General features: G+C 69.5%; 15 protein-coding genes. 9 read left to right on the forward strand and 6 right to left on the reverse strand.

What is annotated here, in order from left to right:
* Positions 1 to 30: 30 nt before the first annotated feature.
* A complete protein-coding gene (gene cynS, locus ACQPYY_RS19480; protein ID WP_357085320.1) occupies positions 31 to 501 on the reverse strand; it encodes a cyanase in 471 nt (156 codons plus the stop codon).
* 28 nt (positions 502 to 529) lie between these two features.
* Positions 530 to 1,138, reverse strand: a complete 609-nt coding sequence (locus ACQPYY_RS19485) for a carbonic anhydrase (protein ID WP_433590458.1) — start codon at positions 1,136 to 1,138, stop codon at positions 530 to 532.
* Positions 1,139 to 1,261: 123 nt separating this feature from the next.
* Here ACQPYY_RS19485 and cynR point away from each other — a divergent pair, with 123 nt between their 5' ends.
* The gene (gene cynR, locus ACQPYY_RS19490) at positions 1,262 to 2,188 is read left to right on the forward strand and encodes a transcriptional regulator CynR (RefSeq protein ID WP_433590459.1); all 927 of its coding nucleotides are present in this window, start codon (positions 1,262 to 1,264) and stop codon (positions 2,186 to 2,188) included.
* Between the two features lie 12 nt (positions 2,189 to 2,200).
* On the opposite strand, the gene ACQPYY_RS19495 is transcribed toward cynR, so the two are convergent.
* From ACQPYY_RS19495 to ACQPYY_RS19505, 3 genes are all read right to left on the reverse strand, one after another.
* Complete coding sequence (locus ACQPYY_RS19495) at positions 2,201 to 2,620, reverse strand: M15 family metallopeptidase (RefSeq protein ID WP_433594683.1); 420 nt, start codon at positions 2,618 to 2,620, stop codon at positions 2,201 to 2,203.
* A gap of 258 nt (positions 2,621 to 2,878) precedes the next feature.
* Positions 2,879 to 3,316, reverse strand: coding sequence for a M15 family metallopeptidase (locus ACQPYY_RS19500; protein WP_433594684.1), 438 nt, complete (start codon positions 3,314 to 3,316; stop codon positions 2,879 to 2,881).
* Positions 3,317 to 3,508: 192 nt separating this feature from the next.
* Positions 3,509 to 5,185: a fumarate hydratase gene (locus tag ACQPYY_RS19505; protein WP_379107210.1), complete on the reverse strand. Its 1,677-nt coding sequence runs from the start codon at positions 5,183 to 5,185 to the stop codon at positions 3,509 to 3,511.
* 213 nt (positions 5,186 to 5,398) lie between these two features.
* On the opposite strand from ACQPYY_RS19505, the gene ACQPYY_RS19510 reads away from it, so the two are divergent.
* The 7 genes from ACQPYY_RS19510 (at position 5,399) to ACQPYY_RS19540 (ending at position 11,206) form a co-directional block, all read left to right on the forward strand.
* The gene (locus ACQPYY_RS19510) at positions 5,399 to 5,899 is read left to right on the forward strand and encodes a MarR family winged helix-turn-helix transcriptional regulator (RefSeq protein ID WP_379107212.1); all 501 of its coding nucleotides are present in this window, start codon (positions 5,399 to 5,401) and stop codon (positions 5,897 to 5,899) included.
* 165 nt (positions 5,900 to 6,064) lie between these two features.
* Positions 6,065 to 6,958 carry an STAS domain-containing protein gene (locus tag ACQPYY_RS19515; RefSeq protein WP_357284127.1) on the forward strand — a complete coding sequence of 298 codons (894 nt, stop codon included), beginning with the start codon at positions 6,065 to 6,067 and terminating at the stop codon, positions 6,956 to 6,958.
* 14 nt (positions 6,959 to 6,972) lie between these two features.
* Positions 6,973 to 7,362 (forward strand): STAS domain-containing protein, encoded by a 390-nt coding sequence (locus ACQPYY_RS19520; protein WP_033085409.1) that lies wholly within the window; start codon positions 6,973 to 6,975, stop codon positions 7,360 to 7,362.
* Positions 7,340 to 7,765 (forward strand): anti-sigma regulatory factor, encoded by a 426-nt coding sequence (locus ACQPYY_RS19525; RefSeq protein WP_379107213.1) that lies wholly within the window; start codon positions 7,340 to 7,342, stop codon positions 7,763 to 7,765. Before ACQPYY_RS19520 ends, ACQPYY_RS19525 begins: the two co-directional genes overlap by 23 nt.
* A complete protein-coding gene (locus ACQPYY_RS19530; RefSeq protein WP_379107215.1) occupies positions 7,758 to 8,411 on the forward strand; it encodes a SpoIIE family protein phosphatase in 654 nt (217 codons plus the stop codon). Before ACQPYY_RS19525 ends, ACQPYY_RS19530 begins: the two co-directional genes overlap by 8 nt.
* Before the next feature lie 7 nt (positions 8,412 to 8,418).
* Positions 8,419 to 10,728 carry a SpoIIE family protein phosphatase gene (locus ACQPYY_RS19535; RefSeq protein WP_379107216.1) on the forward strand — a complete coding sequence of 770 codons (2,310 nt, stop codon included), beginning with the start codon at positions 8,419 to 8,421 and terminating at the stop codon, positions 10,726 to 10,728.
* A 148-nt stretch (positions 10,729 to 10,876) separates the two neighbouring features.
* Positions 10,877 to 11,206: an STAS domain-containing protein gene (locus ACQPYY_RS19540; RefSeq protein WP_379107229.1), complete on the forward strand. Its 330-nt coding sequence runs from the start codon at positions 10,877 to 10,879 to the stop codon at positions 11,204 to 11,206.
* A gap of 109 nt (positions 11,207 to 11,315) precedes the next feature.
* Here the strand turns inward: ACQPYY_RS19540 and ACQPYY_RS19545 are convergent, their stop codons facing one another.
* On the reverse strand, positions 11,316 to 12,353 hold the full coding sequence (locus tag ACQPYY_RS19545; protein ID WP_433590460.1) for an LLM class F420-dependent oxidoreductase: 1,038 nt from the start codon (positions 12,351 to 12,353) through the stop codon (positions 11,316 to 11,318).
* Positions 12,354 to 12,522: 169 nt separating this feature from the next.
* Here ACQPYY_RS19545 and ACQPYY_RS19550 point away from each other — a divergent pair, with 169 nt between their 5' ends.
* A complete protein-coding gene (locus ACQPYY_RS19550) occupies positions 12,523 to 13,161 on the forward strand; it encodes a cyclodeaminase/cyclohydrolase family protein (RefSeq protein WP_433590461.1) in 639 nt (212 codons plus the stop codon).
* Positions 13,162 to 13,163: the final 2 nt, after the last annotated feature.

The raw sequence follows: 13,163 nt of genomic DNA on the forward strand, positions 1-13,163 counted from the left end.
GCCATGTCCCGGCGAGGGGGACGTCGAGCCTCAGAACGGCTTGGTCGGCAGGTACTTTCCGTCCAGGGTGATGACCGCTCGCTCGCCGCCCTCGGGGTCGGCGACCTTCTTCACATCCAGGCGGAAGTTGATGGCGGAGATGATGCCGTCACCGAACTGCTCGTGCACCAGGGCCTTCAGCGTGGTGCCGTAGACCTGCAGCATCTCGTAGAAGCGGTAGATGGTCGGGTCGGTGGGGACACCGCCCGGAATCGAGCCGCGCAGCGGGATGGTCTGCAGCAGGCGGGCCGCGTCGGCGTCCAGGTCGAGCAGCTCGGCGACGGCCAGCGCCGACTTCTCCGGCAGCGGGTGCTGGCCCAGGATGGCGGCGGTGGTGAAGGCGGGCGAGAGTCCGGCGGCGTCGGCGATCTGCTGCCAGGTGAGGTCCTTGGCGATCTTGGCGGCGACGGCGGCGTCGGCCAGGGCTTCGCGTGCGGTGGGATCGAACTGTGCGTGCACCATGGGAGGTTTCCTTTCGGAGGGAGGGGAATCAGGCGGCGAGGGTGGAGAATTCGCCGTCGGCATCGAGCGCCTCGACGCGCCCGGAACCGATGTCGTACACCCAGCCGTGCAGGGTGAGGGTGCGCCGGGCCAGGGCCCGGGCAACGGCGGGATGGGTGGCGAGATTGGCCAGCTGCGCCACCACATTGTGGCGAACCAGCACGGATACCGCTGCGGCGCCGGTGATCTCGGGATCGACGGCGGCGCGGGCGGCGTCGGCGTGCCGCAGCCAGCCCGCCACCGCGGGCAGACCGGACAGGTCCTGGCCCTCGGCGAGCGCGGTCATCGCCCCGCACGCCGAGTGACCGCACACCACGATGTCGCTGACCCCGAGCACGCCCAGCGCGTACTCGATGCTGGCGACCACGCCGCTGGCCGCGCCGGGGGTGTGCGGCGGGACCAGGTTGCCCGCGTTGCGGATGACGAACAGCTCACCCGCTTCGGCGGAGGTGATGAGTTCGGGCACCACGCGGGCATCGGAGCAGCCGATGAACAGCGCACCCGGGCGGTGGTCGCCGGCCAGGCGGGCGAACAGCCCCGCCTTGCCGGGGAAGACATCGCGCTGGAACCGTCCGAGACCGTCTGCGAGGTTCGGCATGGGAACTCCTTCCGAGTGCGGCGGCCCCGGTCGGGCCGATGCCATTCACCCTGCCCGAGCAGTGGCTATAGAGTCCAAGACTTGATATCGATAGGTACCATTGCTGTCATCTATAGTAGTGCTGTGACCCCGGAACTCCGGCATCTGCGCTACCTGCTCGCCGTCGCCGAGCACGGCAACTTCACCCGCGCGGCCGAGGACCTGCACCTGTCCCAGCCAACCCTGTCGCAGCAGATTCGTCAGCTCGAACGCCTGGTAGGGGTGCCGCTGCTCGACCGCACCGGCCGGTCGGTTCGCCTCACCGACGCGGGCGCGGTGTACGCCGAGCACGCCCGCCGGGCGCTGCGCGAACTGACCGCCGCCGACCGCGCCGTCCACGATGTCGAGGACCTCGCTCGCGGCACCCTGCGCCTCGCGGTCACCCCGACCTTCACCCCCTACCTGGTCGGCCCGCTCATCGCCGAATTCCGCGCCGGCCACCCCGGCATCACCCTGGAGGTCAGCGAAAACGCCCAGGAGGCCATGGAATCCGCGATCGTCGCCGACGACATCGACCTCGGCATCGCCTTCCTCGGCACGACCTCACCCGGCGTCGAGGCCACCCCGCTGTTCGAGGAGGACCTGAGCCTGGTGGTCGGCGAGCACAGCGCCGCCCGCTCCCCCTTGCCGATCGCCGACCTCGCCGACGCCGAATTGGCGCTGCTGAGTCCCGATTTCGCCACCCGCGGCCACATCGACGACTTCCTGCGCGCCCATGCCGTGACACCGCGCATCGCGGTGCAGGCCAATGCCGTCCAGTCCGTGATCGAGATCGTTCGCCGTACCGCCCTGGCCACGGTGCTGCCACCCGCCATCGCCGCGGCCTACCCCGGCCTGCGCGCGATCGATCTCGATCCCCCGATGCCGACGCGCACCGTCGCCTTGCTCCGCCGCGACCAGGCCTACCGGACCGCCGCGACGCGCGCGTTCACCCAGCTGACCACCACGTGGGTCCGCGACCGGCTGCCACCGCCGCGAATTCCGCAGCAGCAGAACGAAACCCAGCCCTGACGGAATCCTCGCTCAGCGCTGACCGGCGTCGGGCAGGCGGGCCGGGCAGGGGCCGTCGGGGACAGTGGCGAGTTCGAAGTGCCACCACTCGTTGTCGTACATGCGGCACAGGCCCCAGTGGGAGCCGTTGGCCTCCAGCCATTGCGCGCCTTCGAGGGGGCCCACGTCGATGGCCTGGCCGGTGGCGTGGGTGGATTCGCCGGGCGGCAGCACCCACCGGCGAGCCGCCTCCGGGCTGCCGTAGGTCTGTAAACCGTCCTCCCAGAGGGCTTCCTGCTCGCCGGGCGTGCGGTAACCGGAGGTGATCCAGAGGGTGACACCGGCGGCGTCGGCATCGCTCGCCGCGGCCGCGAAAGCGGAGGCCAGCCGGGGGTCCAAGCCCTCGGTGCCCGCGGCGACGGCCTTGACGGACGGGATGCCGTCGTCGACCAGGTCTGAAAGCTGTTCGGCGGCAGCGCGGGTCGCGGTCACCACGGTGACCGAGCCGCCGACCAGTCCCGCGCTGGCGAGCACGGCCAGGGCCGCCGCCCGGCGGGTTCCGGCGGGCCGTCGCCGCCGCTCGACCAGGTCAGGACCGGCCACTCGCATCCACACGCCTCCAGGTTCGAAGTTCAGCCTCGGGTATACCCGAACCGGCCATCCGGTCCGATCGCTTCGCGAATTTTCCTACCCGTCAGCCGATTCCGCGATTCAGCGTTGACTCGCGTCGGGCAGCCGCGCGGGGCAGCCGAGGCCGGGCACGGTCGCCAGCTCGAAGTGCCACCACTCGTTGTCGTACATCCGGCACAGCCCCCACCGGTTCCCATTGGCTTCCAGCCACGCCGCGCCCTCGCGCGGCCCGACATCGATGGCCTGCCCGCTCACGTGCGTGGACTCGTTAGGCGGCAGCACCCACCGGCGCGCGGCCTCCGGACTCCCGTAGGTCCGAATCCCGTCCTCCCACAACGCCTCCTGCTCGGCGGGCGTCCGATATCCCGACACGATCCACAAGGGCACGCCCTGCGCCCGCGCCTCGCCCTGGGCGAGCCGGTAGGCGAACGCGAGCAGCGGATCGAGACCGTCGGTCTCCGCCGCGACCGGGGCGACCGATGTATTGGACGACGCGACAACGCCCGCGGGAGCGGTCATGTCGTCCGGGGCGGCGTGGGCGACCGCCGGGGTCAGCGCCGCCACCGTCAGCGCGGCGGCGCACCCGAGCAGGGCGGCCCCGCGCCGGAAGGATCGGGGCCCGAGGGCGGCGGGTGCGGTGGCCGTACACCCGGCGGTGTTCCGCCGGGGCGCAAGGTTTTCCGAATACCGCATCCGCCTGCCTCCTGCCGGTTAGACGCGCTCCTTGGAGCGCTCGCGCACGCGCAGCGCGATCGGCTTCGAGGTCTCGGCGAAGAAGTCGTTGCCCTTGTCGTCGACGACGATGAAGGCGGGGAAGTCCTCGACCTCGATCTTCCACACGGCTTCCATACCGAGCTCGGGGTATTCGAGGACCTCGACGGACTTGATGCAGTCCAGCGCGAGTCGCGCGGCGGGGCCGCCGATGGAGCCGAGGTAGAAGCCGCCGTGCTCCTTGCACGCCTTGGTGACCTGCGCGGAGCGGTTGCCCTTGGCCAGCATGACGTGCGAGCCGCCCGCGGCCTGGAACTGGTCGACGTAGGAGTCCATGCGGCCCGCGGTGGTGGGACCGAAGGAGCCCGAGGCGTAGCCGTCGGGGGTCTTCGCCGGACCGGCGTAGTAGACGGCCATGTCGCGCATGTACTGCGGCATGGGCTCGCCCGCGTCCAGGCGCTCCTTGATCTTGGCGTGCGCGATGTCGCGGGCCACGACCAGCGGGCCGGTCAGCGACAGGCGGGTCTTGACCGGGTACTTGGAGAGCTCGTCGCGGATCTCCGACATCGGCCGGTTCAGGTCGATCTTGACGACGTCGCCGCCGAGGATGGCGTCGGTCTGCTCCGGAAGGTACTGCGCCGGTTCACGTTCCAGCTGCTCCAGGAACACGCCCTCGGGGGTGATCTTGGCCAGCGCCTGACGGTCCGCCGAGCAGGACACCGCGATGGCGACCGGGCAGGACGCGCCGTGGCGGGGCAGGCGGATGACACGCACGTCGTGGCAGAAGTACTTGCCGCCGAACTGCGCGCCGATGCCGAAGGACTGGGTCAGCTTGAAGACCTGCTCCTCGAGCTCGAGGTCGCGGAAGCCGTGCGCGGCCATCGAGCCCTCGGTCGGCATGTTGTCGAGGTAGTGCGCCGAGGCGTACTTGGCCGTCTTCAGCGCGAATTCGGCCGAGGTGCCGCCGATCACGACCGCCAGGTGGTACGGCGGGCAGGCCGCGGTACCCAGCGAGCGGATCTTCTCGTCCAGGAACTCCAGCATGCGATCGGGGTTCAGGATCGCCTTGGTCTCCTGGTACAGGAACGACTTGTTGGCCGAGCCGCCACCCTTGGCCATGTACAGGAACTTGTACGACGGCTGCGCGGGATCGCCCTGGTTGGAGTACAACTCGATCTGCGCGGGCAGGTTGTTGCCGGTGTTCTTCTCGTCCCACATATTGATGGGCGCGAGCTGCGAGTAGCGCAGGTTCAGCTTGGTGTAGGCGTCGAACACGCCGCGCGAAATCCATTCCGCGTCATCGACTCCGGTGAGCACGCCCTCGGACTTCTTGCCCATCACGATGGCGGTGCCGGTGTCCTGGCACATGGGCAGGATCCCGCCCGCGGAGATATTGACGTTCTTCAGCAGATCCAAGGCCACGAACCGGTCGTTGCCACTGGACTCCGGATCGTCGATGATCTTGCGCAGCTGCGCGAGGTGCGCGGGCCGCAGGTAGTGGCTGATGTCGTGCATCGCCTCCGCGGTCAGCATCCGCAGCACCTCGGGCTCGACCTGCAGGAAGGTCCGCCCGTTCGCCTCGAACGTGCTCACGCCCTCGGTGGTGAGCAGCCGGTAGGGCGTCTCGTCCTTACCGATGGGCAGCAGATCCGAGTACAGGAAATCAGGCGCGGTCACGAATCGGACTCCTCGAGCAGGGCTGGGGCTGGTCAGCCGACGGTTCAAGCACAGAGACTCTATCCAGCGCCCGCTCCGGCCCCGCCGACAGGTACAGGTTGGCCCCGCACAGGCACAGGTTGCACCTTCAACCGAGCGGGTGTTACCTGTCCATGATGTGCTTGTCGGCGGCGGGGAGGACTTGGCATGGTGGCGGAACCCGGGAGTGGAACTGTGGCGCAGACCCGTTGGCTCGATGATGTCGAGATGCGCGCGTGGCTCGGATTCGTGTTCACCCGCGATCTGATCGCCGCCGCGGTAGGGCGCGATTCCCTACGCGAATCCAATCTGACCTATGTGGAGTACACCGTGCTGGCCCGGCTGGCCGACGCCCCGGATCATCGGCGGTCCTTCGCCGAGCTGGCGGCGGTGCTGGAGTGGTCGCAGAGCCGGTTGTCGCATCAGATCACCCGGATGGAGAAGCGCGGGCTGGTGGCGCGGGAGTCGATTCCCGACGACGCGCGCCGCACCGCGGCGGTGCTCACCGACAAGGGCGTGCACGTGCTCGATTCGGCCGCCCCGGCACACGTGGACAGTGTTCGCCGCCACATGGTGGATGTGCTCGATCGTGGCCAGCTGGCCGCGCTGGCCGACATCTACGACACCCTGCTGGCCCATCATCGCGGCGCCGAACCCTCACTCGGCCGGGCCGAGACCCGTGAGCAGCACACCTGACACGAAATCGCCTGCCCACCTCGGTTTGGTTTGGCACCCATCGGGTAGTGGGTAAGACTAGGCTCGGCACCGGCTTCCCATGTGGGTCGGCACCGAGCACACGGCTGGCTACGGTCGTGGAAGTGAGCACCCGACCTGGCCTTAGCGAAAGGGGCAGGAGTTTCCATGTCCGACGTGTCCATCGGTCTCTCGGCGGATTCGCTGCCCGCGAATTCCGTCGACAATCTGCTCCCGCAGCTCGTCGAGCACTTGCGGCAGAACCGCACCGAACTGCGCGAGGAGTGGGCCCGTCGCATCACCGATGCCCAGCTGCTCACCGCCATGACCCCCGAGGAGATCTTCTCGGAAGCGACCTCGGTCTACGACAACTATGTCGAGGTGCTCGAGACCGGTAGCGTCGAAGCGCTGCAGGCCTACGCGCGCGACCTGTCCGAACGCATCATCCCCCGAGGCGTCGAGACCGACGAGGTCGTCGGCATCGTGCTCCTGTTGCGAGACGTGCTGGCGCGCAGCCTCTTCGAGAAGTACCAGTCCGACTTCGAGCTGCTCAAACTGGTTCTCGACGCGTACGAACCGGCCGCGAACCGGATCGCCAACACCGTGGCCGTGTCCTTCGTGCAGGAGCGCGAGCGCGTCATCCGCCAGCAGCAGGAAGCGATTCGCGAGCTGTCCACGCCGGTGCTCCAGGTGCGTGAGCAGCTGCTCATCCTCCCCATCATCGGTGTGCTCGACTCGCAGCGCGCCCGTCAGCTCACCGAGCAGCTGCTGCGCGCCATTCGCGCCAACCGCGCCAAGGTCGTCGTCATCGACATCACCGGTGTGCCCGCGATCGACTCCACGGTGGCCAACCACCTGGTGCAGACCGTCGACGCGTCGGGCCTGATGGGCGCCAATGTCATCATTACCGGCCTGTCGTCGGAGATCGCGCTTACCCTGGTCACCATCGGCCTGGATCTGTCGAAGATGAACGCCGTCGGTGACCTCCAGGGTGGCATCGAGGAAGCGGAGCGGCTGCTCGGCTACGAGGTGTCGCGCGTCACCGATCGCGACGGAAGATAACCCGGGCGGGGCTCATGCCGGTACCCATTCTGAAGCAGGGCACCTATCTCATCGCGTCGGTGCAGTCAGCGCTCACCGACGCCGATACCGAACGCCTGCAAGACGATCTGATGACCTACGTCAGCAGATATCGCGCCCAGGGCATCATCGTCGATGTCACCGCAATCGACGTAATGGACTCCTTTGCCGCCAGATCGCTGCGTACCATCGCCCACATGACCAAGCTGCGCGGCGCGGAGACGGTCATCGTGGGCCTGCAGCCCGAAGTCGCTTTCGCCATGGTGCAATTGGGACTTACCTTCGAGGGTATGCACACGGCGCTGGACCTCGAGGAGGGCTTGTCGTGGCTGAACAAGAAGATCCATAGTCGCAGCCAAAAAGATGGTCGTGATCGTGGCCGCTGACGACGTGGTGATCGCGGTGACCGTGTCCAACGACATCGTGACCGCGCGGCAAGCGGGGCTGGAGTTGGCTGCCAAACTCGGCTTCTCGCTTTCTGACCGCACCATGATCGCTACGGCCATTTCCGAAGTGGCGCGCAATATCACGAGTTACGCGGGCACCGGCGAGATCCGGCTGGGCGTGCAGGATCGTGACGGCCGGCGCTCGATGGTGGTGCAGGCCAAGGACAACGGGCCGGGCATTCCAGACATCCCACGGGCCATGGAGGACGGGTACTCCACGGGACGCGGTCTGGGCCTGGGGCTTCCGGGCTCGCGGCGGCTGATGGACGGCATGGTCATCAATTCCGAGCCCGGCCAGGGCACCCTCGTCGAAATGTGGAAGTGGGTCCCCAGCGGTGCGTGAGGACGGCAACATCGGCGCGGTCGAATGGGCCGTCGCCGGACGCGCCCTACCCGGGCAACGGGTTTCGGGCGACCGCTCGGTGGTGCTCGACGCCGGCGGCGGTTCCGTGCTTTTCGCCGTGCTGGACGGTCTGGGTCATGGCGCGGCCGCGGCGGACGCCTCCGATCGCGCCGCGCAGGTGCTGGCCGAGAACCGGGCCGAGCCCCTGGACGTGCTGATGCTGCTGTGTCACCGGGCCATGAGCGACACCCGCGGCGCGGCGGTCTCGCTGGCGCTGTTCGATTCTCGCGACCGGGTGCACTGGCTCGGGGTCGGCAATGTCGAATCCCGCATCGTGGCGGCGGCACCCGGCAAGCCCGCCATCCGGGCGACGGTCCTGCTCTCGGGCGGCATCGTCGGCTATCTGCTGCCGCCGAACCTGCAACCGCAGACGGTGCCGGTGCGGCCGGGCGATCTGCTGCTGATGTCGACCGACGGCATCACCTCGAGCTTCGCCGACGCCGTCGACCTGTCCAAACCGACCTCGGAGATCACCGCCGAGATCCTGGCCCGCCACGCCAAGGACACCGACGACGCGCTGGTGCTGGCGGCCCGCCACCGCGGGCAATCCCATCCCTCCCAACCCATTCCGAGTGTGAAGCCATGAGGCCGTAGTGAGCGCGGTACTGGCCGCTTTCCGCGAGGCGTACGCCGCCGCGCTGCGACTGCACCTGCGCGCCCCCGATCAGAACACCCTGGCCGAGGGCTACGAACTCGGCCGCCGCGCACTGGTGGAGGGGGTGAGCATCCTCGATCTCACCGAGCACCACTACCGGCTGCTCGAACAGGAGGGGCTGGGTCCGGCGCCGGACGGCACCGATCGCGGTGAGGCCGCTCTGGAGTTCCTGCTCCAGACCATGGCGGCCCTGGACGTGGCCACCCGCGGCTTCCTCGACGGCACCCGCCGCTACGAGCAACAGCGTTCGCGGGCCGACGATCTCGCGGGCCGCGACGCCTTCCGGACCGCGCTGGTGGAGTCGCTGCAGGACGGGTTCTTCGTCGTCGACGCCGAAGGCACGCTGATCGAGGTCAATTCGGCGTTCGGCGCGCTCACCGGCTACGGCCCCGACGGCATCCCCTATCCGCTCCCCCATCCCTGGACCGTCCCCGAGTCACCGCGCTACCCGGACCTGGGCACCGAGGCCGCCCGGTTCGTGATGCCCATCCGGCACCGGGACGGACGGCAGCTGTGGCTGGCGGTGTCGACGTCCTCGCTGGTGAAACCCGAGAACGGCGAACGGGTTTTCGTCGGCACACTGCGTGACGTCACCGCCGAGCACGATGCCCAGGCCCGCGATCAGGCGGTGTCACGGCTGGCCACGGCGGTCGGCGCGGCCACCAGCGTGGTCGAGGTCCTCACCGTCGGACTGGAGGAGCTGCGCCGCGCGGTCGGCGCGGAGGCCGCGGTGGTCTCGGTGTGGCCCAATCACCACGCCGGCCCGGAACTGTATGTGTCCGAGGACAATCAGTACACCGCCGCGGGTCTGGCCCCGCACATCACCCAGCCCATCCGGCGGCCCGGCAACGGCGACGCGGACCCGATCGGCGGCGCCGAGTCGCGCCGCGTGCTCGATGCCCGCGCCCGCGCCCTGCTCGACCGCGCCCGATTGCAGCCCGGCCGCAGCATGTTCGCGATCCCGGAGGGCGTGTCCAGTTCCGAGGGCATCGTCGCGCCGCTGGGCGAGAGCGGGGATTCGGCGCTGTGGCTGCGCTTCTCCGCGCCGCGGGTGATCACGCCCGGCGACTGGGCGCTGTTCTCGCTGCTGATCGGGCATCTGAGCCTGGCGGTGCAGCGGGCCCGCAACTTCGACCAGGCCCGTTCCACCTCGCTGACCCTGCAACGCGCCATGCTCGGCCCGATCGAACTGCCGCCGCGGTTCTCGGTGCACTACGAGCCCGCGCTGCCGCCGCTCGAGATCGGCGGCGACTGGTACGACGTGGTGCGCCTGGAGGACGGCGCGATCGGCGTGGTGGTCGGCGACTGCGTCGGGCGTGGCCTGTCGGCGGCGGTGGTGATGGGCCAATTGCGCACGGCCGCACGAGCCCTGCTCCTGCGCGGCGCGGGCCCGGCGCAGCTGCTGGCCGAGCTCGACACCGTGGCCGCCCGGATTCCCGGGGCCATGTGCACGACGGTGTGCGCGGCCATCCTGGATCCGGTGCGCGGGCTGGTGCGCTACTCCAATGCCGGGCACATGCCCCCGGTGCTGGCCGAGCCCGGCAAACAGGGCCGGCTGCTGGAGGGCGGGCGGGCGTTCCCGTTGGCCACCTTCGACATTCCGCGCCGCCCCGAAGCCACCACCGCCATGGCGCCCGGCGCGACACTGGTGCTGTTCACCGACGGCCTGGTGGAGCAGCGCGGCGTCGACATCGACGACCGCTTCGTGGAACTGGCCGACGAATTGTCACGCGTGGCAGTGCAATTGCCGCGCGAGGTGGCCGATTCGGTGCTGTCGCGGCTGCGCCCCACGGGCGGCTACGACGACGACGTCGCCATGGTGGTGTACCGGCAGCCGCCCAAGCCGCTGCGCCTGGACGTGCCCGCCGACGCCCGGGAGCTGTCGCAGCTGCGGCGCGCGCTGCGCTCCTGGCTGACCGCCGCGGCCGTCCCGCACGATCTGGCCGTGGATCTGGTGTCCGCGGCGAACGAGGCGTGCAGCAACAGCATCGAGCACGCGTACCTGGGCGGCGAGCCCGGCCGGGTACGGCTGAGCGCCGACTGCGGCGTGGACACCCTCACCATCGAGGTGTCCGACACCGGCGTGTGGCGGCCGCTGCCCGCGGATCCGGGCAACCGCGGGCGCGGGATCGCCATGATGCGGGCGCTCACCGATCAGCTCGACATCGACCATTCCGGGCCGGGCACGCTGGTCCGGATGTCGGTGAGACTCGTGGCCGCGTCCTTCTCCGCGGCCGGGAGAATGTGAATCAGGGCCTGCCGTCACGCCTTCGGCAGGCGGCCCACCTGCGAGCCAGTGCCGATGTGGCAAACGATGCAGCACGAACGGACGGATCATGGCAGATTTGTACAACGTGACCACTAATTCCGCAGACGGCCACCCCTTCGCCGAAACGATGACCACCTCGGTCACCCGCACCGACGAGGCCACCGTCCTCACCGTGACCGGCGAAGTCGACCTGGCGACCGCCTCCGCACTGGAGAGCGCGCTCGACGCCGCCCTGGCCGCCGAGCCCGCCGCCCTCGTGATCGACCTGACCGCCGTCAGCTTCCTCGCCTCGGCGGGGATGGCGGCCCTGGTCAGCGTGCACAAGCGGGCGGGCGGCACGCGCCTGGTCGTGGTGGCCGACGGGCCCGCCACCGGCCGGCAGCTGAAGATGACCAACCTGGACCAGGTGTTCGCGCTGCACTCCACCCTCGACGACGCGCTGGGTTCGCTGCGCTGAGCCGGTGCGCCCGGCGCGTGTGGCGCGGGCGCACCTCTCCAGCGAATCCCCGAAACGACGAAGCCGAGCCCGGATCACCCGGACTCGGCTTCGTCTTTACGCCCAGCGGTCAGAGGAGCTCGCGCAGCTGCTCGATGAGCTTCACGCGCTCGGCGGGGGTGCCCGCCATCGGCACCACATTGAGGACGGTGACACCGGCCTCGCGGAACGCCGCGACCCGCTCCTTCACGAACCCGGCCGAGCCGATCAGGTTGATGTCGCGGACCAGATCGTCCGGAACCACCTTGGCGGCCTCGTCCTTGCGGCCCGCCAGGTACAGCTCCTGGATGCGGTCGGCCTCGGCGCCGTAGCCGTACTTGGTGGCCAGCGCGTGGTAGAAGTTCTTGCCCTTGGCGCCCATGCCGCCGATGTAGAGGGCCAGGTGCGGCTTGATGCCGTCGCGCCAGCCGTCCACATTGTCGCCGATGGCCAGGGCCGGACCGGCGTAGATGTCGAGGTCGCCCAGGGCCGGATCACGCTTGGCCAGACCGGCTTTCACCGAGTCGCCCCAGACCGCGTCGGCCTTCTCCGGCAGGAAGAAGATCGGCTGCCAGCCCTCGGCCAGCTCCGCGGCCAGCTCGACGTTCTTCGGGCCGAGCGCGGCCAGCAGCACCGGAATGTTGTCGCGCACAGGGTGATTGATCAGCTTGAGCGGCTTGCCCAGGCCGGTGCCCTCGCCCTCGGGCAGCGGGATGTTGTAGTACTTGCCGTTGTATTCCAGGCGCTCGCGCTTCCACACCTTGCGGCAGATCTCGAGCACCTCGCGGGTGCGGCCGATCGGCGCGTCGTAGGGCAGGCCGTGGAAGCCCTCGATCACCTGCGGGCCCGAGGCGCCCAGGCCGAGGATGTAGCGGCCGTCGGAGACGTAGTCCAGGCCGGCCGCGGTCATGGCGGTCAGCGTGGGGGTGCGGGTGTAGAGCTGCAGGATGCCGGAGGCCAGCTGCACCCGCTCGGTCTTCGCGGCCAGGTAGCCCAGCGCGCTCACCGCGTCGAACGAATACGCCTCGGGCACGAACACGATGTCCAGGCCGGCCCGTTCGAGGTCGGCGACCTCGGCGGCGATCTCCTTGAAGCCGTCGGTGTAATTGATCGACAGTCCGATACGCATGACCCGGACAATACCCAACTATTTGCATACCGACAGTGGGCGGGTCGCACTATTGGCAATCCGACAGCGGGCGGGTTGCCGAAAGCTGTCCGCCGACCGGTAGCGTGGGCGGCGAAATCACCCGAATTCCGGGTATTGCCAGCAGGACTGCCAAGGGAGGCCACCCCGCATGACTCAGGACACCACCACGTTCGGTGACTCGACACTGCGGGGGTACCTGGACCAGCTGGCCGCCAAGGTGCCCGCGCCCGGCGGCGGCGCGGTCGCGGCGCTGCACGCGGCGCAGGGCGCGGCCCTGGTGGCCATGGTGGCGCGCTACACCACCCGCGCCAAGGACGCCGACAATCGCCCGGTCATCGACCGGATCATCGCCGCGGCCGACATCGCCCGGGAGCGCTCGCTGGCGCTGGCCGACGCCGACGCCGCCGCCTTCACCGCGGTCGGCGCCGCCTACAAGCTGCCCAAGGAGTCCGAGGCCGAGCAGGCCGCCCGCGGTGAGGCGATCACCGCCGCGTTGCTGCAGGCCGCCCGGGTGCCCGCCGCCGTGGTCGCCGAGGCCGACGAGATCGTCTCCCTCGCAACCGAACTGCTGCCCATCGGCAACCCGAACGTGGTGACCGACATCGGCGCGGCGGCCGACTGCGCGCGCTCGGCGGCCGGCAGCTCGCAGCTCAACATCGCGATCAATGTGACGTCACTCGACGCGGGCGCGGGCGCGGAGTTCGCGCCGGTGTTGAAGCAGATCGAGGAGGTCATCGCGCGCGCCGATGCGCTGCATAACGACGTTGTGGCGGCCATCACACGCTGAGC

The sequence above is a fragment of the Nocardia sp. CA-145437 genome (assembly GCF_050956485.1).
Classification (GTDB): domain Bacteria; phylum Actinomycetota; class Actinomycetes; order Mycobacteriales; family Mycobacteriaceae; genus Nocardia.